General features: G+C 36.5%; 24 protein-coding genes. 19 read left to right on the top strand and 5 right to left on the bottom strand.

The genetic code is table 11. The features are described from left to right. Positions 1-7 precede the first annotated feature (7 nt). From infB to pnp, 7 genes are all read left to right on the top strand, one after another. Positions 8-2,272: a translation initiation factor IF-2 gene (gene infB / locus H9636_RS03565; RefSeq protein WP_191706268.1), complete on the top strand. Its 2,265-nt coding sequence runs from the start codon at positions 8-10 to the stop codon at positions 2,270-2,272. Then, positions 2,272-2,550, top strand: a complete 279-nt coding sequence (locus tag H9636_RS03560) for a DUF503 domain-containing protein (protein ID WP_122970399.1) — start codon at positions 2,272-2,274, stop codon at positions 2,548-2,550. Before infB ends, H9636_RS03560 begins: the two co-directional genes overlap by 1 nt. 176 nt (positions 2,551-2,726) lie before the next feature. Continuing rightward, complete coding sequence (gene rbfA, locus H9636_RS03555; RefSeq protein ID WP_122970400.1) at positions 2,727-3,068, top strand: 30S ribosome-binding factor RbfA; 342 nt, start codon at positions 2,727-2,729, stop codon at positions 3,066-3,068. Positions 3,069-3,183: 115 nt separating this feature from the next. Continuing rightward, positions 3,184-4,089: a tRNA pseudouridine(55) synthase TruB gene (gene truB, locus H9636_RS03550; protein ID WP_191706267.1), complete on the top strand. Its 906-nt coding sequence runs from the start codon at positions 3,184-3,186 to the stop codon at positions 4,087-4,089. 23 nt (positions 4,090-4,112) lie between these two features. Beyond that, positions 4,113-5,069 carry a riboflavin biosynthesis protein RibF gene (gene ribF, locus H9636_RS03545; RefSeq protein WP_191706266.1) on the top strand — a complete coding sequence of 319 codons (957 nt, stop codon included), beginning with the start codon at positions 4,113-4,115 and terminating at the stop codon, positions 5,067-5,069. A gap of 125 nt (positions 5,070-5,194) precedes the next feature. Then, positions 5,195-5,464 carry a 30S ribosomal protein S15 gene (gene rpsO / locus H9636_RS03540; RefSeq protein WP_191706265.1) on the top strand — a complete coding sequence of 90 codons (270 nt, stop codon included), beginning with the start codon at positions 5,195-5,197 and terminating at the stop codon, positions 5,462-5,464. A 358-nt stretch (positions 5,465-5,822) separates the two neighbouring features. After that, entirely contained in the window at positions 5,823-7,934 is a 2,112-nt protein-coding gene (gene pnp, locus H9636_RS03535) for a polyribonucleotide nucleotidyltransferase (RefSeq protein ID WP_191706264.1), read from the top strand. An 81-nt stretch (positions 7,935-8,015) separates the two neighbouring features. Here the strand turns inward: pnp and H9636_RS03530 are convergent, their stop codons facing one another. Continuing rightward, entirely contained in the window at positions 8,016-9,299 is a 1,284-nt protein-coding gene (locus tag H9636_RS03530) for an ABC transporter permease (RefSeq protein WP_191706263.1), read from the bottom strand. After that, a complete protein-coding gene (locus H9636_RS03525; RefSeq protein ID WP_191706262.1) occupies positions 9,289-9,984 on the bottom strand; it encodes an ABC transporter ATP-binding protein in 696 nt (231 codons plus the stop codon). The genes H9636_RS03530 and H9636_RS03525 overlap by 11 nt, the downstream gene beginning before the upstream one ends. Before the next feature lie 314 nt (positions 9,985-10,298). Between H9636_RS03525 and H9636_RS03520 the strand changes: the two genes are divergently transcribed. Beyond that, a complete protein-coding gene (locus tag H9636_RS03520) occupies positions 10,299-11,525 on the top strand; it encodes a M16 family metallopeptidase (protein WP_191706261.1) in 1,227 nt (408 codons plus the stop codon). A gap of 79 nt (positions 11,526-11,604) precedes the next feature. Here the strand turns inward: H9636_RS03520 and H9636_RS03515 are convergent, their stop codons facing one another. Genes H9636_RS03515 through H9636_RS03505 form a run of 3 tightly spaced genes read right to left on the bottom strand, consistent with a single transcriptional unit; the run spans position 11,605 to position 13,456 of the window. Continuing rightward, complete coding sequence (locus H9636_RS03515; RefSeq protein WP_191706260.1) at positions 11,605-12,231, bottom strand: ABC-2 transporter permease; 627 nt, start codon at positions 12,229-12,231, stop codon at positions 11,605-11,607. Then, the gene (locus tag H9636_RS03510) at positions 12,228-13,079 is read right to left on the bottom strand and encodes an ABC transporter ATP-binding protein (protein ID WP_191706259.1); all 852 of its coding nucleotides are present in this window, start codon (positions 13,077-13,079) and stop codon (positions 12,228-12,230) included. The genes H9636_RS03515 and H9636_RS03510 overlap by 4 nt, the downstream gene beginning before the upstream one ends. Next, positions 13,076-13,456 carry a GntR family transcriptional regulator gene (locus H9636_RS03505; RefSeq protein ID WP_191706258.1) on the bottom strand — a complete coding sequence of 127 codons (381 nt, stop codon included), beginning with the start codon at positions 13,454-13,456 and terminating at the stop codon, positions 13,076-13,078. Before H9636_RS03505 ends, H9636_RS03510 begins: the two co-directional genes overlap by 4 nt. A 140-nt stretch (positions 13,457-13,596) precedes the next feature. Between H9636_RS03505 and H9636_RS03500 the strand changes: the two genes are divergently transcribed. The 11 genes from H9636_RS03500 to H9636_RS03450 all read left to right on the top strand — a co-directional run bounded on the left by H9636_RS03500 (position 13,597) and on the right by H9636_RS03450 (position 26,594). After that, positions 13,597-13,866: a YlmC/YmxH family sporulation protein gene (locus tag H9636_RS03500; protein WP_191706257.1), complete on the top strand. Its 270-nt coding sequence runs from the start codon at positions 13,597-13,599 to the stop codon at positions 13,864-13,866. After that, positions 13,863-14,645 carry a dipicolinate synthase subunit A gene (locus tag H9636_RS03495; protein WP_191706256.1) on the top strand — a complete coding sequence of 261 codons (783 nt, stop codon included), beginning with the start codon at positions 13,863-13,865 and terminating at the stop codon, positions 14,643-14,645. Before H9636_RS03500 ends, H9636_RS03495 begins: the two co-directional genes overlap by 4 nt. Further along, the gene (locus H9636_RS03490; protein WP_191706255.1) at positions 14,639-15,229 is read left to right on the top strand and encodes a dipicolinate synthase subunit B; all 591 of its coding nucleotides are present in this window, start codon (positions 14,639-14,641) and stop codon (positions 15,227-15,229) included. The genes H9636_RS03495 and H9636_RS03490 overlap by 7 nt, the downstream gene beginning before the upstream one ends. Positions 15,230-15,311: 82 nt before the next feature. Then, the gene (locus tag H9636_RS03485) at positions 15,312-16,349 is read left to right on the top strand and encodes an aspartate-semialdehyde dehydrogenase (protein ID WP_191706254.1); all 1,038 of its coding nucleotides are present in this window, start codon (positions 15,312-15,314) and stop codon (positions 16,347-16,349) included. Between the two features lie 12 nt (positions 16,350-16,361). Further along, on the top strand, positions 16,362-17,264 hold the full coding sequence (dapA, locus tag H9636_RS03480; protein WP_191706253.1) for a 4-hydroxy-tetrahydrodipicolinate synthase: 903 nt from the start codon (positions 16,362-16,364) through the stop codon (positions 17,262-17,264). A 283-nt stretch (positions 17,265-17,547) separates the two neighbouring features. Continuing rightward, the gene (locus H9636_RS03475) at positions 17,548-19,215 is read left to right on the top strand and encodes a ribonuclease J (RefSeq protein ID WP_191706252.1); all 1,668 of its coding nucleotides are present in this window, start codon (positions 17,548-17,550) and stop codon (positions 19,213-19,215) included. Positions 19,216-19,392: 177 nt separating this feature from the next. Beyond that, the gene (locus tag H9636_RS03470; RefSeq protein WP_191706251.1) at positions 19,393-21,729 is read left to right on the top strand and encodes an FtsK/SpoIIIE family DNA translocase; all 2,337 of its coding nucleotides are present in this window, start codon (positions 19,393-19,395) and stop codon (positions 21,727-21,729) included. 172 nt (positions 21,730-21,901) lie between these two features. Continuing rightward, positions 21,902-22,630 carry a GntR family transcriptional regulator gene (locus H9636_RS03465; protein WP_191706250.1) on the top strand — a complete coding sequence of 243 codons (729 nt, stop codon included), beginning with the start codon at positions 21,902-21,904 and terminating at the stop codon, positions 22,628-22,630. 53 nt (positions 22,631-22,683) lie between these two features. Further along, a complete protein-coding gene (locus H9636_RS03460) occupies positions 22,684-23,754 on the top strand; it encodes a BMP family lipoprotein (RefSeq protein WP_191706249.1) in 1,071 nt (356 codons plus the stop codon). 250 nt (positions 23,755-24,004) lie between these two features. Continuing rightward, entirely contained in the window at positions 24,005-25,552 is a 1,548-nt protein-coding gene (locus H9636_RS03455; RefSeq protein WP_191706248.1) for an ABC transporter ATP-binding protein, read from the top strand. Continuing rightward, on the top strand, positions 25,545-26,594 hold the full coding sequence (locus H9636_RS03450) for an ABC transporter permease (RefSeq protein ID WP_191706247.1): 1,050 nt from the start codon (positions 25,545-25,547) through the stop codon (positions 26,592-26,594). The genes H9636_RS03455 and H9636_RS03450 overlap by 8 nt, the downstream gene beginning before the upstream one ends.

Genomic DNA, 26,594 nt, shown 5'->3' with positions numbered 1-26,594 from the left:
TGAGCAGATGACCAAAATTAGAGTTCATGAATATGCGAAAAAAGTAAGTAAATCAAGTAAAGAAGTTATAGAAGAACTAAAAAAATTAAACATCACTGTTTCAAATCATATGTCAATGCTTGAAGGAGATGCCGTTTCGAAATTAGATTCTGTTTTTAATAAAGGAACGCAAGGTCAAGCGAAACAAGAGACGAAAGAAAAGAAACAAGCTACACCAAATGCTCAAAAGTCTCAAACGAGAGAGCAAAATAGACCGCAAAAGAAATCACCAAATCAAACAAACAATGAAAAAAAACAATCGCCTCAATCAAACGGCGAAAAACCAAAGAATAAGGGTAACCATAACAAAAATATGGATCATAATAATAAAAATCAAAATAACAATAATAACAATAATAACAATCGAAACAACAACAAAGGCGGATTTAATCAACGTAAAAAACCTGGTATTCACGGGGGGAAACGTCGCCAACCTAAACATCAACAACCACAAGCACCAGTAACGCCTAAAGAATTACCGGAAAAAATTACGTTTTACGAATCTTTATCTGTTGCTGAGCTTGCAAAAAAATTACACCGTGAGCCATCAGAAATTATTAAAAAATTATTTATGCTTGGTGTCATGGCAACGATTAACCAAGAGTTGGATAAAGACGCGATTGAGTTAATTTGTGCCGATTATGGTGTAGAAGTGGAAGAAGAAGTACGCGTTGATATTACAGATTTAGATGTGTACTTTGAACAAAATGAAGAAAACGAACAATCTATGGAAGAACGTCCTCCAGTTGTAACAATTATGGGACACGTTGACCATGGTAAAACAACATTATTGGACTCTATCCGCCATACAAAAGTAACAGCTGGTGAAGCTGGTGGTATCACGCAACATATTGGTGCATACCAAGTTGATATTAATGGTAAGAAAATTACATTTTTAGATACTCCTGGACACGCTGCATTTACAACAATGCGTGCCCGTGGTGCAAGTATTACCGATTTAGCGATCATCGTTGTCGCTGCAGATGATGGTGTAATGCCTCAAACAGTGGAAGCAATTAACCATGCGAAAGCAGCTGAGGTTCCAATTATTGTTGCAGTAAACAAAATGGATAAACCTTCTGCAAACCCAGATCGTGTAATGCAAGAATTAACAGAACACGGACTTGTTCCTGAAGACTGGGGCGGCGATACAATTTTCGTTCCAATATCTGCCCTTAAAGGTGAAGGTATTGATACGCTATTAGAGATGATACTATTAGTGTCGGAAGTAGCAGAATTAAAAGCAAATCCAAATCGTTCAGCTATCGGTACAGTTATCGAAGCCCAATTAGATAAAGGAAGAGGTTCTGTTGCTACGTTATTAGTACAGGATGGTACTTTACGTGTTGGTGATCCAATCGTTGTAGGTCATGCTTATGGACGTGTCCGTGCGATGGTGAACGATCTTGGCCGACGTGTTAAAGAGGCAGGTCCTGCTACACCTGTTGAAATTACAGGTATTAACGAAGTACCTCAAGCTGGTGACCGTTTTGTTGTCTTCGAAGATGAGAAAACAGCTCGTCAAGTTGGTGAATCACGTGCTATGACTGCTATTCAAGCTAGTCGTTCTGAAAAACAACGTGTAACGCTAGATAACTTATTCGAGCAAATGTCACAAGGCGAAGTAAAAGAATTGAATATTATTGTCAAAGCAGACGTTCAAGGTACTGTAGAAGCAATGGCTGCATCATTAATGAAAATTGACGTTGAAGGTGTTAACGTTAAAATTATTCATACTGGTGCCGGTGCGATTACAGAATCTGATATTTCATTAGCAGCTGCTTCAAACGCAATCGTTATTGGTTTCAATGTACGTCCAGATAATAATGCGAAACGTGCAGCAGAAGCAGAAGGAGTAGATATTCGATTACACCGTATTATTTACAAAGTAATTGAAGAAATCGAAGCTGCGATGAAAGGGATGCTTGATCCAGAATATGAAGAAAAAATCATTGGTCAAGCTGAAGTTCGTCAAACGATTAAAGTTTCTAAAGTTGGTACAATCGCTGGTTCTTACGTAACTGAAGGGAAAGTAACTCGTGATTCTGGCGTTCGTGTCATCCGTGACGGAATCGTTGTATTCGAAGGTGAATTAGATTCATTAAAACGTTTCAAAGATGACGCAAAAGAAGTTGCAAAAGGTTACGAATGTGGTATTACGATTAAAAACTTTAATGACATTAAAGAAGGCGACATTATTGAAGCCTTCGTTATGGAAGAAATTAAACGATAATGATTGTCTATGCGGAAGTTGAGTTCATTATTTCTGATTCCCATTCGTTAAAAGAAAAGCGAGCTGTTCTCCAGCGAATGATTACACGGACAAAACAGAAATTTAATGTTTCTGTAGCAGAAATTGATCATCAAAATGTATGGCAACGGACAAGAATCGCTCTTGTCTGTGTGTCATCATCAAAGATGAGTGCAGAGCGAGAAATCAATCATGCACTTCACTTCCTTCAATCCAATCCTTCTTGGGAACAACTCGAGGTTTGGAAAGATTATTTATAATAGCGTCCGCAAAAGGGACAAATTACGCAGAGGCGTACAGGTTTAAATAGATATTTGAAAATATTTAAGGTAAGAAAATGGCCTTCTTACATCACCCGTCAATTAAGTATAACGAGGCTTAATTTCGTGAAATTGAAGGGGCAGCATTCTTACTTTAAAAAAGAGGTGGCACAATTATGTCATTACGTTCAAATCGAATAGCTGAGCAAATGAAAAAAGAACTTGGCGATATCATTACTCGTAAATTAAAAGATCCAAGAGTTGGGTTTGTTACAATTACTGATGTAGCCGTAACTGGTGATCTTCAACAAGCAACGGTTTACATCTCATCTCTTGGTAGTGAACGGGAACGGGAAGAGACGTTAAAGGCTTTAGTAAAAGCATCTGGTTTCATCCGTACAGAAATCGGACATCGAATCCGCTTGCGTCGTACTCCTGAGATCACTTTTGAATTTGATTCAGCTGTGGAATATGGGAACAAAATCGATGCATTGCTACGTTCCCTGCATGAGGAATAAAAGTTATGTAAAGCCTACATCTGCATAAAGTTGTGCGATGTAGGCTTTTTCTGTTTTTTAGACGAACGTGTATATAGATTGATAAAAATAAGAAATATAGTTTAAGGAGTACAATATGAACGGCATATTACCTCTCTGGAAGGAAAGAGGCATGACGAGCCATGATTGCGTCTTTCAATTAAGAAAAATTTTAAAAACAAAAAAAGTGGGTCATACTGGAACATTAGATCCAGGTGTCGAAGGTGTTTTACCGATTTGTATTGGCCAGGCAACTCGAATCGCGGAGTATTTAACTGATGCTGGAAAAGTCTATGAAGCCGTTGTATCCATTGGAAAAACAACGACAACGGAAGATGCAGAAGGTGAGACAGTTGAAGAAGACCCTACCTTTAAAAAAATTACAAGACAACAGTTGTTCGAAACCTTGGAAAGTTTAACTGGAGTGATTGAACAAACCCCACCAATGTATTCGGCTGTAAAAGTGAACGGTAAAAAATTATATGAATATGCCCGCAAAGGAGAAGTAGTCGAACGTCCAACAAGACAAGTGACCATTTATTCATTACAATTGTTGGATAACGAAGAAAGCTTTGAAGGGGAAGAAGTTACTTTCCGTATACGAATTGCGTGTAGTAAAGGGACTTATATTCGTACCCTTGCTGTGCAAATTGGAGAAAAATTAGGATTCCCTGCCCATATGGCTTCTCTAGTAAGAACTGCTTCTGGTACTTTTCATAAAGAGAATTGTGTTACACTACAACAAGTACAAGAAATGATGAAGGAAGAAAGGGTGGAACAAATCATTTTACCTGTTGAATATGCCCTATCATCCTATCCATTTATTGAAATCGATCAATCTAATGAGAAACAAATTTTAAATGGACAAGTACTTCCAAAACATACATTATTGAAAGAAAATGATAAAATTGTATTTAGTATAAAAGGAAAAGCTCTTGCGGTCTATGTAGAGCACCCAACAAAAGAAGGTTTAATGAAACCAGAAAAAATGTTCCCAAACTAATAATGAAGGAGGAAAGTTTTCAGATGAAGGTTGTTCATTTAAAATACCCCCATCAATTAAATCTAGTAAATGAATCTACTGCATACTCACTTGCAGTAGGATTCTTTGATGGTGTACATAGAGGGCATCAAGCAGTTATTCAAAATGCGATTCAAATGGCCAAACAATTAGAAATCGAAAGTGCCGTTATGACCTTTGATCCTCATCCGTCTATTGTTCTAGGAGGTCGTAAAGAAAAGGTATTTTACATAACGCCTTTGCAACAAAAACTAGATATTCTTGAGGAAATTGGCGTAGAAAATGTTTTTGTCGTCCAATTTACATCCGATTTTGCGAAACTATCACCGGAAGATTTTATTCAATATTTTATTAGGGAATTAAATGTAAAACATGTTTCAGCAGGTTTTGATTTTTCATTTGGTAGTTTCGGAAAGGGAAATATGGATATAATGAAAGAGTACAGTAATGGAGATTATGGAGTATCCGTCATTAACAAACAAACAGACGGGGAAGAGAAAATTAGTTCCACAAGAATTCGTCAATATTTACAAGAAGGCGATATGGAAAGTGCCGCTAACTTGCTTGGCCGTGCATATGAGGTGCCAGGTCTAGTTGTCCATGGAGATAAGCGTGGCCGTACAATTGGATTTCCGACAGCTAATATCCAGTCCATCGAAGGAAGCTTTATACCCGCAATCGGTGTGTATGCGGTCAAAATTTTAGTTCAAAATAAATGGTATGATGGGGTTTGCAATGTTGGATATAAACCGACATTTAAAAATCCAGATGATAAACAATTATCGATTGAAGTACACATTTTAAACTTTGAGAAAAATATTTACGGTGAAGAAGTGAAAGTTGGTTGGTATAAACGCATTCGGAATGAGCAAAAATTTGATGGTATTGAATCATTAAAAGCTCAAATCGAACGAGATAAAAACGAAGCGATTGAATATTTCAAGACACTTCGTAATAGTTGATTGTAAAACCAAAGTATGGTACTATTCATTAAGTGCTATGCGCACTATACCTTAGCTCGGCATTTCGATTCTCCAACGACTGCTGTGCTAGTGGTGTAAATTATTATTTAGGAGGTCCATTTAACATGGCAATTACAAAAGAACGTAAAAACGAAATTATCGCTGAGTACCGTACTCACGAAGGAGATACTGGTTCTCCAGAAGTACAAATCGCAGTATTAACTGCTGAAATCAATGCTTTAAATGATCACTTAGGTACTCACAAAAAAGATTTCCACTCTCAACGTGGTCTTCTTAAAAAAGTAGGTCGTCGTCGTCACTTATTAAAATATCTTCGCGAAAATGACGTTCAACGTTACCGTGAACTAATCAATCGTCTAGGTTTACGTCGATAATAAGAAAAGCAGAGTAGCTTTGCTCTGTTTAAAAAAAGCGGGAACATTCCCGCTTTTTATTTATGTATAAAGTTGTTAGTAAATATTTATAAATAAGGATAGAAATATTATCTCCTAAATAATTTGTAAAAAATATACGAAAAAGCCATAATTATATTGAAAATATTTAGCATAGAAATTGCTTTTTTGATACACTTACTAATGGTATATAAGAATGAAACAATCAATCGATGGAAGTATCAATTGGTTGTAAGTGATTATCTAGCTTTTTGCAGATACTTCCTCTTTTAGGTTGTGACTGCAAAATAGCGGGATAAAATCGTGACGTAGTGTGTTTCAAGAGAAAGGGGTTCATTATATGACCGAAAAGAAAGTCTATTCATATGAATGGGCTGGCCGACAACTAGTAGTAGAAGTAGGACAGCTAGCTAAACAAGCAAATGGCGCAACATTAATTCGCTACGGTGAATCAGCGGTACTTGCGACAGCAACAATGTCAAAAACACCAAAAGCATTAGATTTCTTCCCATTAACAGTTAACTATGAAGAACGTCTATACGCAGCTGGTAAAATTCCAGGAGGGTTTATTAAACGTGAAGGTCGTCCATCAGAGCATGCGATTTTAGTTTCCCGTTTAATTGACCGTCCTATTCGTCCAATGTTCCCTGATGGGTTCCGTAATGAAGTACAAGTTATATCAATGGTTATGTCATCAGATCCAGATTGCCCAACAGATGTAGCAGCAATGTTTGGTTCATCTTTAGCTTTGGCTATTTCGGATATTCCATTTGATGGCCCAATCGCAGGTGTACATGTTGGTTATATCGATGGTGAATTCGTTCTTAACCCAACAACGGAACAATCAGAAAAAAGTACAGTTCACTTAACTGTGGCAGGAAACAAAGATGCCATCAACATGGTAGAAGCTGGAGCGTTAGAAGTTCCAGAAGAAATCATGCTAGAAGCAATTATGTTCGGTCATGAAGAAATTAAGAAATTAATTGCATTCCAAGAACAAATTGTTGCAGAAGTTGGTAAAGAAAAATTAGCAGTAGAATTATATGAAATCGATGAAGAACTTTCAACTCAAGTGAAAGCCCTTTGTGAAGAAGAAATGAACGCTGCGATTCAAACAGTGGAAAAACACGCTCGTGAAGATGCCATTAACGCGGTAAAAGAGCGTGTAATCGCTAACTTTGAAGAGCAAGAAGCAGATGAAGATACATTAAAACAAGTGAAATCCATTTTAGATAAAATGGTAAAAGATGAAGTTCGTCGTTTAATTACAGAAGAAAAAATCCGTCCTGATGGTCGTAAAGTCGATGAAATTCGACCTCTTTCATCTGAAGTTGGCTTATTAGAACGTGCTCATGGTTCAGGATTATTTACACGTGGACAAACTCAAGCACTTTCCATCTGTACATTAGGACCATTAGGTGACGTCCAAATTATTGATGGTTTAGGGCTTGAAGAGTCAAAACGTTTCATGCACCATTACAATTTTCCTCAATTCTCTGTTGGAGAAACTGGACCAATGCGCGGACCAGGTCGTCGTGAAATTGGACATGGAGCATTAGGAGAGCGTGCATTACTTGCTGTAATTCCAGACGAGTCTGATTTCCCATATGCGATTCGTTGTGTTTCGGAAGTACTAGAATCGAATGGTTCTACTTCTCAAGCTTCTATTTGTGCGTCGACGCTTGCGATGATGGATGCTGGTGTTCCGATTAAAGCCCCTGTAGCTGGTATTGCAATGGGTCTTGTAAAGAAAGGGGAACATTACACAATTTTAACTGATATTCAAGGTATGGAAGATCACCTTGGAGATATGGACTTTAAAGTAGCCGGTACTGCAAAAGGTGTTACGGCACTTCAAATGGATATTAAAATTGATGGTTTATCCCGCAATATTTTAGAAGAGGCGTTACAACAAGCAAAAGCAGGTCGTATGATTATTTTAGAATCAATGCTTGCGACATTAGATACACCGCGCACTCACTTATCGAAATATGCACCGAAAATTGAAGTCGTTCATATTAATCCAGATAAAATTCGTGACGTTATCGGATCTGGTGGTAAAACGATTAACAAAATTATCGATGAAACGGGCGTAAAAATCGATACAGAACAAGACGGTACAATTTACATCTCTTCTGCTAATGAGGAAATGAATAAACGCGCAAAAGAAATCATTGAATCCATCGTTCGGGAAGCTAAAGTTGGCGAATATTATATGGCAACTGTAAAACGTATCGAGAAATTCGGTGCATTCTGTGAAATATTCCCAGGAAAAGATGGCTTACTACACATTTCAGAAATTCAAGAAGAACGTACGAATAAAGTAGAAGATGTTTTAAAAATTGGTGATCAATTACTTGTAAAATGTATCGAAATTGATAACCAAGGTCGTGTAAATCTATCTCGTAAAGTAGTTCTTAAAGAAGAAAAAGAACGTGCTGAACAAGCCTAAAACAATCATAGATAAAAATTTAAGCGTAGACGAAGTTTTTCAACTTTGTCTACGCTTATTTTTATGAACGTAACGATAGTCTTATAATTCTTGACGCAATGCTTGAATGACTTCAATCTTCGTCGCATTACGGGCTGGTCGCCAGCCGGAAACGATTGCAACAAGTAAACTAATACCTCCTGCAACGAGCACAAGACTAATTGGTATTAAAGAGAAAGTAATTTCGTAATTCGATAGATCTTCTTCAGATAAAGCGAAGGAGACAACATAAGGTAAAATAGCGTTTGCCGCAAAACTAATTCCATAGGAGACAACTACAGCTAATACAGTACCTAAAAGACCGATAAATGTACTTTCCATTAAAAATAACCGTTGGATTAAGGAAGGAGAAGCTCCAATCGCTTTTAATACACCAATCTCACGCGTTCTTTCTGTAACCGCCATTGTCATTGTATTAAAAATACCAATGGAAGCAATTAGAATGGCAATCGTTCCAATAAAAATAAGTCCGATTTTAAAAATAAGGAAAAACAGATCCATTTCTTCTAATTGTTCAAGTTGAGAATATACTTGATAGTTTTGATCTTTTAACGTATCTAAAACAGGCATTACATTTTCAACAGAATCTACATAAATAAATGTGGACGGATACGTTACTAAGTTAGGAAACTTGTCCAATAAAGCATCGCTAAATTGAATGGATGAATCGATGTACCAATCATAGGAAGGTTCCTTTAAAATACCGACAATTTTAAAATTGGATGGCTCGGAATATTTTCCGGATTCATTATCGAAAAATTGTAGAGATATTTCTTTATTTAACATATCCCCTTTATAACCTTCCTCTGAACCATCGTAATAAGTTCCTTGTTGTTCAGCTTCTTTTGATTTTTTTTCAATAATTGCTTTATCTTCATCATTTAATAAACTTTGACCAAAATGATACCCGACTACAATTTCGTTCGCTTGTTCCGGTAAGCGACCTTCTTTCAAATCAGAAGGAAGTTTTTCTCGTTCAGACGTATTAAAAATAACTCCTGTAGATTCTCCTTTTCGATCTTCAAAGGAGGTAGTAACAAGTCCTTCTAAGTCAGCCTTATTTAATACAACTTTTACATGCTCAACACTTTCAATATACTCTTGATCTTTTTCTGAAAGCGTTTCATCACCATAAAGTTCGATTCTTGTAACTTCTTCTTGAGAGAGAATATCGTTCCGTAAAGTTTCTTGAATACCAAAACCAATTGAAGCAAGTACAATTAGAAACGAACATCCAATCATAGCAGCTAATATCGTCATCGTGACACGTAGTTTATTTTTTTTCATATGTTGAAATACAAATTGTAATTGATCTTTAAATAACATGAGCCATACCTCCTACTAATACACCATCTGCCATTCGAAATTTTCGATCCGCGATAGAAGCAACTTCTTCGTCATGGGTAATGATGATAAACGTAATATTATCTTGTTCATTTAGTTGTTGAATAAGTGATAAAATCTCTTTTTCCGTTTGTGAATCTAAACTTCCTGTCGACTCATCAGCTAAAATGATAGGCGGATTAGTAATCATAGCCCGCGCAATCGATACCCGCTGCTGTTGCCCACCGGAAAGTTCATTTGGATAATGGTCTTCTACTGCCGTTAATTCAACTTTTGTAAGCATCTCACTTACTTTCTTTTTCCGAATAGCTGGACTAATTCCTTTAAGTTTTAAAGGTAGTTCAACATTTTCAAACACGGTTTGAGAAGGTAGTAATTGGAAATTTTGAAAGATGAAGCCGAAATGATCTAAACGAAATGCGGTACTTTGCTTTTCTGTAAACCCAGCAATTTCGGTATTATTAATAATAATTGATCCAGAATCAGGTTTCATAAAACCAGCAATCGTTTGTAGTAACGTCGATTTTCCTGAACCACTTTTTCCGACAATGGCCACTACTTCCCCTTGTTCAATACGGAAGTTGATATCTTTTAATACTTCCACCTTTTTTTCTTGCCCTTTTTTACCTATTGTAAAAGTGTGTTGCAATGATTGAACAGTAATCATATTGTTTTTCATTCCTTTGTTAAGTGATAAATTCATTGTAGGAAAAAAATCTGAAGAAATTGGAAGGACAATTATGAAGAATTTCTTAATATACATATAAAAAATATGAAGATAGGAAATGGTTTTTGAAAGTTGAAGGATGGAGAAGATTAGCATATGATTATTAAATGCTACTAATTTTTCCTTTATTCTATACGTATTACTAAAAGTAAGCGTAGGGAATAGACTATCCTTTAAGCAAAACGATTAATCAGACAATGTTTAGTGAAGGATTCATGCTGGAGAAGAATGGATTAAAGAGGTGAAGAGATAGTTTGGTTACAGTTTATACATGTCAAAACGGTGTTCGAATCGTTTCAGAGGAAATCCCCTATGTGCGATCTATTTCCGTAGGTATTTGGGTAGGGGCAGGTTCTAGATTTGAGCAACCTGAAGAAAATGGAATTACCCATTTCATTGAACATATGTTATTTAAAGGAACGAAAACGAGAACTGCTAGACAAATTGCCGAAGAATTTGATCGAATCGGTGGAGAGATTAATGCTTTTACATCGAAAGAAAATACTTGTTATTATGCTAAAGTGCTAGATCATCATGGGCAATTAGCTGTTTCAATTCTGGCAGATATGTTTTTTAACTCTAGCTTTGATCAAAATGAATTAGATAAAGAACGACAAGTCGTGCTAGAAGAAATTTTAATGAGTGAGGATGCGCCCGATGATGATGTCCATGAACAATTATGGCGAGTGATGTATCCTACTGACGCATTAGGATTACCGATTTTAGGAACGAACAAGACGTTGTCTACCTTTACTTCTAACACAATTCGTCAATATATGGAGAAATACTATTTCCCAGAAAATATTGTTATATCGGTTGCAGGGAATGTAACGAATGATTTGCTATTACATATTGAAAAATTATTTGGCCGATATGAGCGTACTGAAAAGGCGGTAGAAACAAAGCTTACGAATCCAACTTTTCATTCGGGTCGTTTTGTAAAGGAGAGGGATGTGGAACAATCCCACTTAGCTATTTCCTATCCTGCTATAGGAATGAAGCATCCTGATTTGAATAGTTTTATCGCTCTCAACAATATTATTGGTGGGAATATGTCTTCAAGACTATTCCAAGAAGTGAGGGAAGAAAGAGGTTTAGCTTATACAATCTTTTCTTATCAATCATGCTATGCGGATGTTGGGGCATTTACGATTTACGGAAGTACAAATAATCAACAGTTATCCATCATGCATGAAACCATTAATGAAACTTTGCAAAAAGTTCGTACTGAAGGAATTAAAGAAACGGAACTTTCGAATGCAAAGGAACAGTTAAAGGGAAGTTTTGTTTTAGGCTTGGAAAGTACCAATTCCCGGATGAGCCGAAATGGACGTAATGAATTACTACATGGGCGTCATAAAACGATTGATGAAACGATTGCAGAAATCGACCTAGTATCGATGGATAAAGTGGATCGATTGATTGAATCCATCTTAAGTGTAGAACCTGCTGTTTCAATAATTGGGCAAGGGGTTAAATAATTTCGTCTATTTCTATTAAAGAGTAGTAAATAAAAAAAACGGTTGTTCCTAAATGACTAGGAAACAACCGTTTTCTATTTTAAAATTCCTTCGTTTCATATAATTTAACAGAAAGAATATAGGAAAGGATAAAAAGTATAGCTCCAAAAATCGGGGAAACATAACTAAGCTTTTGTAGTGTTTCAATTGGTGGTAGCTGATCAAGTATAAATGAAATCGATGCATTAAATCCTATAATTGGAAGAATGACGATTAAAAATAAAAAGAGTCTTCCCTTTTGTGTGCCGAACTTTATGTAAATAGGTAATAAAAGGGACATAATCAAAAGGGATCCAGTGGCCAATAAAGCAATGATAGGCAGTAAATCAAAAAGAAGCAAACCCTTTGTTAAATGATTAATTAAAAGTAAAATAGGGCTAAAGAGTAATAATGTACCTATACTTAAAAGTAAACTTAATACGTATTTACTTTTTACAATTTCTGATTTTTCCAAAGGTAAAGTATTTGCATATTGATCCCAATTGCTCATTTCATCATAAGTAAAAGAAGTTGTTACTTGAATCGTACCAAAGATAAAAATGGATAAGATCAAATAAAAGCTATCTTGTAAAAAGAAAGAGACGACAACAAACAATAAAAGAATGCTAACAATCATTTTAAGCTGGGACTTCATAGCCAAAAAGTCTTTTAATAATAATGCTTTCATTTTAAAAAGTCTCCTTTCACATAAAATAACATAATGTCTTCAATAGTTGGTTTTTCCAAATAAAAAGCATTATTCACTTCATTCCGCTTCACTAAAATTTCCACTCCAAATGGCGTTTCTTTCATTCGAACTTTTGCATGATCAGGTAATTCCTTCGCTTGTTCAAGGGAGCCTTTCCAAATTCCTAGATGATATAATAAATCATCCTTATTTTCGCTAAATAAAATTTCTCCTTCATGAATAAAAGTAATATAATCAGCAATTTTTTCTAAATCACTCGTAATATGGGAAGAAAATAATATACTATGTTCCTCATCCTGCATAAACTCTAAAAATAAATCTAAAATCTCTTCTCGAACAATTGGATCCAGTCCACTTGTCGGCTCATCTAAAATGAGTAATTTAGGATAGTGTGCTAATGCAGTAGAGATGGAAAGTTTCATTTTCATCCCACTGGACAGTTGTTTAATCGGTTTATGGATAGGTACTTTTAATTGATTCATTAATTTAAAAAAATACTGCTGATCCCAAGTTTTATAAACGGCACCCATTAGTTGATTGATTTGTTTCGGTGTTAACATTTCTAGGAAATGGATATGATCAAACACGACACCAATTTGTTCCTTAATAGCAAGCTGGTTTGAATCTTGCTCTAAACCAAATAACTTAATAGAACCGCGATCTTTTTTAAGTAAATTGATTAGGCATTTAATCGTAGTTGTTTTACCTGCACCATTTTCTCCGACAAAGCCCATAATTGTACCGGTCGGTAAAGTGAACGATACATCACGTAATTGAAATTGTTGTAATTTTTTATTTAAATTCAAAACTTCTATTGCATTCGTCATTGTATTTCCTCCTCCACTAAAAGTGACAATAATTCTAATAATTCTTCCTTTGGCATGCCTGCTAATTTGGCAGTTTGAACGGCCTTCTGCAATGATTCTTCCACTTGTCGTAATAGCTCTTCACGTAAAAAATCTTGATTACGTTCTGCCACAAAACTTCCTTTTCCAGCAACTGTTTCGATGAAACCATCATTTTCTAAATCGCTATAAGCACGTTTTGTCGTGACGACACTTATTTTTAATTCTTTCGCTAAGCTTCGAATGGAAGGAAGTACTTCGCCGGGTTTTAATACACCAGTTAAAATAGCTTGTTTAATTTGTTGTGTTATTTGTTCGTAAATTGGTTTATCACTGGCATTGCTTAAGCGTATATGCATTTTTTAAATACCCCTTTACTAACTGTATATATACACTATATACAGTTAGTACAGTTGTTGTCAACCGCAAACGTGAAAAGGGGTCACCATCAATTCTTATGTTGCATATAGTATCAATAAGCTCATGGAGGAGGGAGACAATGCTGCTATCGGAGCTTGCAGAAAAAGAACTGATAGAGATGGAAAATGGTGTAAGGTATGGTTATTTGTCAGAAACGGAGTGTTTATTTGATCCGAAGACAGGGAAAATTTTTGGCTTTGAATTACATGAACAATCAGCGAAAATACCATTCCAAAAGAAAAAAGTAACAACACCGTTATTTATTCCTTGGGAAGAAATTCATCTGATCGGTGAAGATCGGATACTATTCCATCGTACATCATCCAAAAGAAGGCAGTTTGAAACATGACCGAAGAGAAATGGTTAGTAGTTGGAACAGACCTACGCATGAAAGTGTTAGCAAAAAATTTAACCAACGAAAATAGAACCGTTTATTATAAAAGTTTGAGCGTTTGGGATGAAGAACTAAACAAAACAGTTCTTGAATTTCAACCTCATTTTGTTGTGCTACCAATTCATCCGTTATCGATAGAAGTACCGATGGTATTTGGACTTTCCAACGCAGTTATTTTTGCTGGAAAGCTAAATGACGAGTGGCGTAATGTTTTACAAAAGAACGAAATTCATTATTATTTACAAGATGAGGCCTTCATTTGGCACAATGCTGCGTTAACAGCGGAAGCTTTTGTATCAAGCTTTTACAATACAAAAAAAGCAATTCAAGGGAAGAAATTTATCATTACAGGGTTCGGGCGCGTTGCGAAAATGGTTGCTCATATATTAAAAAGTATCGGTGCTGAAGTAAGTATTGCGGTGCGATCTGATGTGCAATTAAGTGAAGCAAAAGCCTTTCGTTATGAAGCGGTTTATTTAGATCATGTGGGTGAAGTGGTAGGGGATTTCTTCATAAACACAATACCTGCTAAATGGCTAGATGAACAATTTAACGAAAAGATTACCATTCCAGTATATGATTTAGCCTCCCATCCAGGGTGTTTACAAGATGGAGTGATTAGAAAGCAATATGAACTGTTACCAGCATTACCTGGAAAGTTTTTCCCTGAGGATGCTGGAAATGTACTATATGAATCAATCGTTGGACAATTAAGGAGGAGAGATCGTTGCTAGAAGGTAAACGAATAGGGCTAGGCATAACGGCATCCCATTGTACTTACGAAGACGTAGTTCCGAAAATAATGGATTTCCGCAATGCCGGGGCAACGGTAGTACCAATTATTACCCATTCTGTGTTAACAGCTGCTACACGTTTTGGCACAGGAGAAGAATGGATAAATAAAATTGAGACTTTAACAGGGGAAAAAGTCGTTTCTTCCATCGTAGAAGCGGAACCTTTTGGACCAAAAAATCCGTTAGATTGTATGGTTATCGCACCAATGACAGGAAATTCGATTAGTAAATTTGCAAATGCTTCAACGGATAGCCCTGTGTTAATGGCTGCAAAGGCTACACTTCGTAATGGTTCACCCGTTGTTTTAGGTATTTCAACGAACGACGCCTTAGGGTTAAACGGTGTGAACATTATGAAACTATTAAACTCCAAAAATATTTACTTTATTCCTTTTGGTCAAGATGATCCGCACAATAAACCAAATTCACTCATTGCCGATTTCACAAAAATGGTAGATACAGTAGAATCTGCAATTGTGCATAAAAAGCAGTTACAGCCTTTGTTTGTACAATATTCTAAATAATGAAAAATCCTAACACAGCTTCTCCTTTTTATGATACAATTTTCAACATTATGTTACTAGTTTTTTGAGGAGAGATGAGTGAATGACTAAAGAATTAACAGTTGCAATTGTAGGTGCTACAGGTGCAGTAGGAACAAAGATGAAAGAACAACTAATTAAACGTAATTTTCCAATTAAACATATAAAATTTTTAGCTTCAGCAAGATCGGCAGGTAAAGAAATCGAATTCAATGGAAACACTTATATGATTGAAGAAGCTACACCGGAAGCTTTTGAAGGAGTAGATGTAGCTCTATTTTCAGCTGGTGGTTCAGTTTCTGCGAAATTAGCTCCAGAAGCTGCAAAACGTGGCGCAGTGGTGATTGATAATACGAGTCACTTCCGTATGCATCCTGAAGTGCCACTAGTTGTACCTGAAGTGAATAGAGAGGACTTAAAAGAACATAATGGTATTATTGCGAATCCAAACTGTTCTACGATTCAAATGGTGGCAGCTCTTCAACCAATTCGTGAAAAATTTGGTTTGACAAAAGTTATTGTTTCTACTTACCAAGCCGTTTCCGGTTCAGGTGTTTCGGCTATTGAAGAATTGCGTGAACAAAGTGCACAATGGGAAGCAGGAAAAAATGTAGAAGCAAAAATACTACCAGCTAAATCTGATAAAAAACATTATCCAATCGCACGTAATGTCATTCCGCAAATTGATGTATTTACGGAAAATGGCTTTACATACGAAGAAATGAAAATGATTAACGAAACGAAAAAAATTATGCACATGCCTGAATTAGCAGTGGCAGCTACATGTGTACGTGTACCAGTTGTTTCTGGACATTCCGAGTCCGTTTATATAGAAGTGGAAAGTGACGCTTCTGTGAATGACATTTTTGAAGTGTTAAGAAATGCTCCTGGAATTGTATTACAAGACGATATTACGACACAAGACTATCCAATGCCTCTATTTGTAGAAGGTGAAGATCCAGTTTATGTTGGACGTATTCGCCAAGACTTATCAAATAAAAAAGGATTCCATTTATGGATCGTTTCAGATAACTTGTTGAAAGGTGCAGCTTTAAACTCAATTCAAATAGCAGAAGCGATGTTAGAGGATAACTTACTATAAGGGGTGTATATAGTGGATTTAGGTCGTGTTGCTACTGCCATGATTACCCCATTTCAAGAAAATGGCGCAATCGCTTTTGATGTAGTAGAGCAAATAATTGAGCATTTAATAGCAAATGGTACGGATACTATTGTGGTTTGTGGTACGACGGGAGAATCTCCCACTTTAACTGTTGAGGAAAAACTCGAATTAATTGATTATACGGTTAAGAAAGTGAATAAACGTATTCCAGTGATTGCTGGAACAGGTGATAATGAAACCGAATTTTCAATCGAGATGACAAAAAAAGTGGAAGCCTTAGGTGTAGATGGTGTCATGCTTGTTGCACCGTACTATAATAAGCCAAATCAACGTGGTATTTATGCGCATTTTGAAGCCATTGCGAAAGCAACGTCCTTGCCTATTGTCGTTTATAATATACCAAGTCGAACAGGTATTAATATTCATGCAGAAACGACCATTGCTTTAAGTAAAATCCCAAATATAAGAATTGTGAAAGAAGCCAGCGGTAATTTAGATCAAATGACGAAAATACTAGCTGAAGTTTCCGACGATACTTATATTTATAGTGGTGACGACGGTCTAACTTTACCCCTGCTTGCAATAGGGGGTAGAGGAGTTATTTCGGTTGCTGCCCATGTGGTTGGTAACGAAATGCAAGCGATGATTCAAGCATTTGAAGATGGACGACATGAAGATGCGTATAAATTACATCAAGCGCTATTACCAGTAATTCATCAATTATTTGCTAATCCAAATCCAGTCCCGGTTAAATATGCTTTATCGAAAGTAGGATTTAATGTTGAAAAGGTAAGACTTCCATTAGTAGAACTTCTGGAAGAAGATAAAATGAAGTTTGATCACACTTGGGCGAAGTTCCAAGAAAAACTGAGTGAACTAAACATTTCCTTCTAAAAAAAGGATTATATAAAAAAGCAAACATTTCGGTGTTTGCTTTTTTGTTTTATATAAGTGTTTCATTTTAAATTCATCAGCTTTTTATCTCCTAGACGTAAAAAACTAAGCGTCTTGACATGCGTCTTTTATTATTTCTATCCACTTACTTTTCACCTGTGCAAAAATAAGCAGCATTTAGCATTAAATAAAAAATATTCTTTTTTTATTTGTGCTTCATGCATGGACACCGTATAATGAGTTTAAGTGGTTGTGCGTTCGGGATATTATAGGAGGAAATCAAGTGACAAAAACTAAAAATGAAGTAATCCGAGTAATCCCTCTTGGCGGAGTTGGAGAAATCGGAAAATCTATGTACGTAATCGAAATCGATGACGAACTATTTATTGTAGATAGTGGACTAATGTTCCCAGAAGATGAGATGCTTGGAATAGATATCGTCATTCCTGACATTACTTACTTAGAAGAAAACAAAGATCGTGTAAAAGGGATTTTCTTAACCCACGGTCACGAAGATGCAATTGGATCCATTGCATACGTTTTACAAAAAATTAAAGCTCCAGTTTACGGATCCAAATTAACAATTGCTTTAGCAAAAGAACATATTAAAGACTTACCAGTTCCTCATCCTGTGAAGTTTTTCGAAGTTACGAATAAAAGTCGAATGAATTTTAATACAACATACGTAACATTTTTCCATACAACACATAGCATCCCTGACTCATTAGGTATCGTATTCCATACTTCGGAAGGGGCTATTGTTCATACTGGTGAGTTTAAGTTTGATCAATCGGCCAAAGGGAAATTTAAACCGGATTTAGCAAAAATGGCCCAGTTAGGTGAAGAAGGGGTATTTATTTTACTTTCTGAATCAACGGAAGCAGAACGACCAGGTTATACAACGAGTGAAACCGTGATCGAAGAAAAGTTAGCTAAATATTTCCACTCTGCACCTGCTCGAATGATTGTCGCGGTATATGCATCAAACTTTATTCGAATTCAACAAGTATTTAACCATGCCCAAGAGTCAGGAAGAAAAGTTGCTGTTGTCGGTAAGAGTTTAGAAAAGGTTATTGATATAGGTGTGAACTTAGGATATTTAACGATCGATGAAGAAACGTTAATTCCTGTTAATACGATTCAAAAATACCAAGACGATGAAATTATTATTCTCGTTACAAGTAATCAAGGTGAGCCGTTAGAGGCGCTTGATAAAATCGTTCGGAAACAGCACCGCGATATTCGTATTAAAGATACGGATACTGTACTAATCACATTCACGCCTTCACCAGGAATGGAAATACAAATGGCTGGTGCGATGAATAGTTTAGCGAAAGCAGGGGCAACTGTCCTTACAGCTGATAAAAAAGTGCATGTATCTGGCCACGGTAGTCAAGAAGATTTAAAAATGATGCTGAATTTAATGAAACCAAAATACCTTATCCCGATACAAGGTGAATATAGAATGCTTATTGCCCATTCTAAACTTGCTCAATCAGTTGGAATGCAAAAATCACAAATTTTTATCGCCGACAAAGGTGATATCGTTGAATACAAAAATGGTAAAATGAGAATGAGTGGCCGAGTTCAAGCTGGTAACGTCCTAATTGACGGCATCGGTGTTGGTGACGTTGGAAACATTGTATTACGGGATCGTAAATTACTATCCCAAGATGGAATTTTCATCGTCGTTGTTACATTGAACCGTGCGCAAAAGAAAATTGCGTCTGGCCCAGAAATTTTATCGCGCGGATTTGTTTATGTGCGTGAGTCAGAGGAGTTAATACTTGAAGCAACTGAACTTGCACGTTCTGTTATTGAAAAGTATGTGAATAAAGACACGTTTGAATGGACAAACATTAAACAAGAAATCCGTGATACGCTAAACGCTTATTTATTCCAAAAAACAAAGCGCCGCCCAATGATTATCCCAATTATTATGGAATACTAAGCAGCTGTATAAGGTGCGTTGTAGACAAATAAATAATAAATTCTCTAGTCGAAAATGGTAGATGAAAGAATTTGTCCGCAACCAAAAAGGATTTTCTTAACCGATTGACGGTCGAGGAAATCCTTTTTTTAACTTTTAGTACAACTATTGAAACAACTTTAAAAGTAGGTGATGTGAATGGCAGTAAAAAAAACAAGTACGAAAGCAAAAAAGGGATTACACCCCCTTGCATATGAAATTATAGGACTTTTATTGATCGCTTTTGCCATTATTATATTTTTTGAATATGGTGTAGTCGGGCGTATGATTAAAACCCTTTCGATGTTTTTATTTGGGAATCTCCATATCATTGTGCCATTTTTTGCAGTATTAATTGCTGTATTATTAATGGTGCAAAGACAGAGCGTATCCTTTAAAGATCGTATTATACAAGGTTCTATTTTAATTATTTGTAGTTTATCTATTTTTGCTCACAGCGTACTTTTCGAAGAATTATATAATAACAATAAATTACTTTCCGATTCGGTTTTACGAGAGACATGGAGATTATTAATCGAAATGGAAGGAATCGATCATCGTAGTAGCGCCCTTGGTGGTGGGATGATTGGTGCTTTACTATTTAGTTTGTTTCATGTTTTATTTGATTCAACAGGCGCAAAGGTCGCTGCATGGTTTATTTTATTTATCGGAATTGTATTAATTACAGGGAAAGCACTTGTTCCAATTCTTGTAGAAAATGCGCCAAAAATGAAAAAGAAATTTCCTAAAAGAAGTTTAAGAAGAAGAAGTAAAAAGACAATCGTCAAAGATGAAAAGAAACCAAGACGTTCTAAAACAAAGGATGAAAAAATCTCCAATGAAATTGCTGCAACTACGGAACAACCTGTTCGTAAAAAACAACAGCCGATTGAAGACTATTTCGAAGACGATGAAGAGCCGATAATCTCTGCGTTTACACAAAATATAAAAAAAGAACAACCGGAGCCACAAACCCAACAAATTCGCATTACGGAAGAAGCACCGGAAGCAGATAAAGAGAATATAGAAGAAGTCATTCAAAAATCTGTGGAAACGAACGTCGAAAATGTAGATTACCGACTTCCTTCTATGAATTTGTTACAACTTCCTCCTGCTTATGACCAAAGTGGAGAATATTCCGTTATTCAAGCTAACGCGAAAAAGTTAGAACAAACCTTTTTAAGTTTTGGAGTAAAGGCGAGGGTGACTCAAGTCCACCTAGGTCCAGCTGTTACGAAGTATGAAGTTATGCCAGATGTTGGCGTGAAGGTTAGTAAAATTGTTAGTTTACAAGATGATTTAGCTTTAGCATTAGCTGCAAAGGATATCCGAATGGAAGCACCTATTCCTGGAAAATCTGCCATTGGGATTGAAGTACCGAATAGTGAAATTGCTATGGTAACATTACGTGAAGTGTTGGAAGCAAAAGAAAATAATCAACCTGATTCGAAACTGTTAATTGGTTTTGGGCGTGATATAACTGGTCAAGCGATTTTAGCAGAGTTAAATAAAATGCCCCATTTACTTGTTGCTGGTTCTACTGGTAGCGGGAAAAGTGTATGTATTAATGGGATTATCGTGTCAATTTTAATGCGAGCAGCTCCTCATGAAGTGAAAATGATGTTAATCGATCCGAAAATGGTAGAGTTAAATGTTTATAATGGTATACCTCATTTATTAGCTCCTGTTGTAACGGATGCTCGGAAAGCATCACAAGCATTACAAAAAGTCGTGTCGGAAATGGAACGACGTTATGACCTGTTCTCCCATACAGGGACGCGTAACATTAAGGGGTATAACGATCATATCGAACAATTTAATTTGGAAAATGAAGAAAAACATCCAAAATTACCTTACATCGTTGTGATTATTGATGAGTTAGCGGACTTAATGATGGTCGCATCCCATGACGTGGAAGATTCCATCACCCGTTTAGCGCAAATGGCCCGTGCTGCGGGTATCCATTTAATTATTGCAACACAAAGACCTTCTGTCGATGTTATTACAGGGGTCATTAAAGCGAATATTCCTTCCCGAATTGCCTTTGCGGTTTCGTCTGCCATTGATTCCCGTACGATTCTTGATATGGGTGGTGCAGAACGATTGTTAGGTAGAGGGGATATGTTATTTTTACCTGCAGGTTCATCGAAACCAATCCGTGTTCAAGGTTCATTTTTATCTGATTCAGAGGTTGAAGCAGTTGTCGATTTTGTTATAGAACAACAAAAAGCTCAATATGATGAAAGTATGATTCCAACAGATGAACCAGAAAAATCCTTTGAGGAAGAAACGGATGATTTATATGATGAAGCAGTACAATTAGTAGTAGAAATGCAAACTGCATCTGTTTCAATGCTTCAAAGACGTTTTAGAATCGGTTATTCAAGGGCTGCCCGTATAGTAGATCAAATGGAATTGCGGGGCGTTGTTGGCCCGCCGGACGGAAGCCGTCCAAGACAAGTTTTAATTGACAAGGCGAATGTGGAAAATGGATAAAATATGTAAAATGACATATTAATGTTAACTTTACACAAAACTTTTTCTCTATTACACAACAGTTTTTTGTAAAACTATTTTCATTATTCAATAAAAGTGGTATATTATGAATCGATTAGTAGGAAAGTTCAACATCAGATGTCTGATCTTGTGTTGTTTGGTGGTGATGAAATTGTCAATAAAAGCTGATCATCGTCATTTGTATCTCCAAGTCATCGATCGATTAAAAGAAGATATTCAAAAAGGTATCTATAGAGAAAACGAAAAGTTACCTTCAGAATTCGATTTGTCGAAAGAACTTGGAGTGAGTCGAGCAACTTTACGTGAAGCGCTTCGACTATTGGAAGAAGAAAATATTATCGTACGGCGTCATGGAGTAGGGACATTTGTGAACCCAAAACCTGTTTTTACTTCAGGAATTGAACAATTATCAAGTATCTCATCCATGATTGAAAATGCCGGAATGATTCCCGGGACAATCTTTATAGATGCCTCTGAGAATATTCCGACAGACGATGATATAAATCGCTTTCAATGTGATTATGATGACCATGTATTAACCATTGAACGAGTTAGAACTGCCGATGGTGAACCAGTAGTTTATTGTATTGATAAAGTGCTTACAAAACACCTTCCAGCTAACTTTGTTCAAAAAAAGGAAGTTTCCATATTCTCATCCCTTGAACAATCAGGTGATATTCATGTTGCTTACGCTGTTACTTACATAGATCCAGTAGGTTATCATGAGCAAGTATCTCCTATATTGAATTGTGGCCGAGAAACAGCATTGCTCGTATTAAAGCAACTTCATTATGATGATAATGATCGAGTAGTTCTTTATTCAAAAAACTACTTTAGAGCTGATAAATTCAGCTTCCATGTAATTCGAAAACGGGTGTAGAACATTTCTGAAGAATTCCTGCTAATTACTAAATCCTTTGGGGGGTAAGTCAAATGAAAAAACGTAAATTTGCATTTGCGCTTTCAGGTTTACTTGCACTTGGTACAATCCTTGGTGCTTGTGGCGAAGGCGAAAAAACTGGAGAAAAAAGTTCTGAAAAAGGTTCAGAAGATACATTCTCAGTTGCTATGGTAACAGATACTGGTGGTGTGGATGACAAATCATTCAACCAATCGACTTGGGAAGGTATCCAAGCTTTCGGTGAAGAAAATGGCTTGAAAAAAGGTGATGGTGGTTTTGACTACCTACAATCTGCTCAAGAATCTGATTATGTAACAAACTTAAATAGCTTAATTCGTCGTGACTTTGATTTAGTATTTGCAGTTGGTTTCGCATTACATAATGCGGTAGCAGAAGTTGCTGATCAACAACCTGATGCAAAAATTGCTATTATTGACGAAGTAGTTCCAGACAAAGAAAACGTAGCTTCAATTATGTTCCGTGCAAACGAAGCATCTTACCTTGCAGGTGTAGCAGCAGCTTTAGAAACAAAAACTGGTAAAGTTGGTTTCATCGGTGGTGTAACGGGTGAAATTATCGGAGGATTCCAAGCTGGTTTCGAAGCAGGTGTAGCAGCGGTTGACCCTAATATTAAAGTGGATGTTGAATATGCTGAAAGCTTCACTGATGCAGCAAAAGGTCAACAAATTGCAAAAAGAATGTATGATTCTGGTGCAGACATTATCTTCCATGCAGCTGGTGGTGTAGGTAACGGTTTATTCACAGAAGCAAAAGAACGTAAACAAAAAGATCCTAATGCTAACGTATGGGTAATCGGTGTTGACCGTGACCAATACGAAGAAGGTAAAGTGGATGATTCAACAAACGTTGTATTAACTTCTGTATTAAAACGTGTTGACGTTGCAGCTCAAGAAGTTGCAAAATTAGCGCAAGAAGGAAAATTCCCTGGTGGACAAACAATCACTTACGGTTTAGCTGACGAAGGTGTTGACTTAGCTGATTCTCGTGGTGCAATCTCTGAAGAAACTTTAGCGAAAGTTGAAGAGTACAAACAACAAATTATCGACGGTACAGTTAAAGTTCCGGAACAACCTGAAAAATAAGATTCAGAAATATGAAGGCTAGCGAGCGCTAGTCTTCATGTTTTGTTCAGAAGTAAAATTAGTAATATTCTGATAAATAGAAAAGTGCGAACATTCCCCTTTGCGTGATTTGAATTAATAGATGAAAGGTTTTAAGTTAATAGATATTTACATAAATCACCGGTTAAATTAAAACCTTTCTTGTGTTAATTTATAAATACAAGTCTATCAAACTATTTTGAAAAAATAAGTGTCCAAGGGAGTGAACACATTGGAATATGTAATTGAAATGCTTGGAATCCGTAAGCAATTTGGGGATTTTGTAGCCAATGATAACATCACCCTTCAACTTAAAAAAGGCGAGATTCATGCACTTCTTGGTGAAAATGGTGCAGGAAAGTCAACGTTGATGAATGTACTCTTTGGTTTATATCAACCTGAAGCGGGGACCATCCGAGTTCATGGCAAGGAAGTAAAAATTACAGATCCGAATGTAGCTAATAATCTCGGAATCGGTATGGTGCATCAACACTTTATGTTAGTTGAAAATTTTACGGTGACGGAAAATATCATTCTTGGTAGTGAACCAACTAAGATGGGAACGATCAATATTAAAGATGCTTCGAAAGAAGTGCAAGCGTTATCAGAAAAGTACAGTTTGAATGTTGAGGCAAATGCGAAAATTGAAGATATTTCAGTTGGCATGCAACAGCGAGTAGAAATTTTAAAAACGCTTTATCGTGGAGCAGACATTATTATTTTCGATGAACCAACTGCTTCTTTAACACCACAAGAAATTACTGAACTAATGCATATTATGAAACGTTTAATCGAGGAAGGAAAATCCATCATATTAATTACCCATAAGTTAAATGAAATTATGGAAGTTTCCGATCGAGTAACGGTTATCCGTAAAGGAAAAGGGATTGGTACTGTTACAACTGCTGAAACGAATCCAACAGAACTTGCCGAGCTAATGGTAGGTCGTCAAGTTGTGTTTAAAACGGAGAAAGCTCCTGCAAATCCTAAGGAAGTTGTTCTTCAAATTGATTCATTGACAGTTGCGGATAACCGCGGCATTGATAAAGTAAAAAACTTAAATTTAACCGTTCGTGCTGGTGAAATCGTTGGGATTGCAGGGATTGATGGTAATGGGCAATCTGAGTTAATCGAAGCGATTACAGGTCTTCGCAAAGTGAAGGGCGGAAAAATATCGTTAAATGGCAAAGATATCACAGGATTAAAGCCAAGAAAAATTACGGAATCAGGCGTAGGACATATTCCGCAAGATCGACATAAACACGGTCTTGTTTTAGATTTCCCTATTGGACATAATATTGCACTACAAACTTATTATAAAAAGCCAATTTCTAAATCAGGCGTTATCGACTATAAAAAAGTAAATGAAATTGCTCGAAAAATCATTGAAGAATATGATGTTCGTTCCGGTGAAGGTGAAATGTCTTTAGCCCGTTCATTATCAGGTGGTAACCAACAAAAGGCGATAATCGGACGAGAAATTGATCGTAATCCGGATTTACTAATTGCTGCATTACCAACACGTGGTCTTGATGTAGGGGCGATCGAATTTATTCATAAGCGATTAATCGAACAACGGGATAAAGGGAAAGCCGTTTTATTAATTTCATTTGAATTAGATGAAGTAATGAATGTCTCTGACCAAATTGCCGTTATTTACGACGGTTACATTATTGATACGGTGAATCCACAGGAAACAACTGAGCAAGAACTAGGCTTATTAATGGCAGGACAATCGCTACAACGTAAGAAAGAAAAGGTAGGTGGCGAAAATGAGTAAACGATTAGTCAATATACTTGTTCCACTTATCTCTATTATATTAGGTTTAATCATTGGCGCGATTGTAATGGCTGTCAGTGGTTTTAACCCGATTGATGGGTATATCGCATTATGGAACGGTATTTTTATGGATACATATACGATGGGTGAAACGGTTCGCCAGATCACACCTTATGTATTCTCTGGTTTAGCTGTAGCCTTCGCTTTCCGTACAGGTTTATTTAATATCGGGGTTGAAGGGCAATTAATCATGGGGTGGTTAGCTGCTGCATGGGTAGGTCAAGCATTTGATTTGCCAGCTATTATTCACCTACCATTAGCTTTACTTGCAGCGGCATTAGCGGGTGCTTTATGGGCATTTATTCCAGGCTTATTAAAAGCAAAACTTCAAGTTCACGAAGTTATTGTAACAATTATGTTAAACTATACAGCATTACATGTAGCGAATGCATTAATTGAAGTCATCGCTGATGGAGGAGAAAGAACAGAAAGAATACATGAGACAGCTTCATTGCGTTCTCAATTCTTTGAATCGATTACGGATTATTCCCGTTTACATTGGGGATTCCTACTAGCACTAATAGCGGTAGTGATCATGTGGTTCATTTTAGAAAAAACAACTTTAGGATATGAACTAAAATCTGTAGGGTTCAATAAAAATGCTTCCCAATATGCGGGGATGAATGTAAACAAAAATATTATTCTAGCAATGGTCATTTCCGGTGCCTTTGCCGGTCTAGGTGGTGCAATGGAAGCATTAGGTACCTTTGAAAATATGTCTAAGCTTCATGCAATGACAGGTATTGGTTTTGATGGAATCGCCGTAGCGTTATTAGGGGCAAACCAACCATTTGGTGTTCTACTAGGAGCGATTTTATTTGGATCACTGAAAAATGGTGGATTAAATATGCCAAGTGAAGCGGGCGTTCCAACGGAGATTGTTTCCATAGTGATTGCATTGATTATTTTCTTTGTTGCATCAGGTTATATCATTCGTGTAGCCCTAGAACGCTTTGGTAAGAAAAGAAAGGAGGAAAAATAA

The sequence above is a fragment of the Ureibacillus galli genome, from assembly GCF_014836845.1.
Classification (GTDB): domain Bacteria; phylum Bacillota; class Bacilli; order Bacillales_A; family Planococcaceae; genus Ureibacillus; species Ureibacillus galli.
The sequence above is the reverse complement of the archived record's forward strand: the minus strand, read 5'-3'. Positions and strand labels throughout refer to the sequence as shown.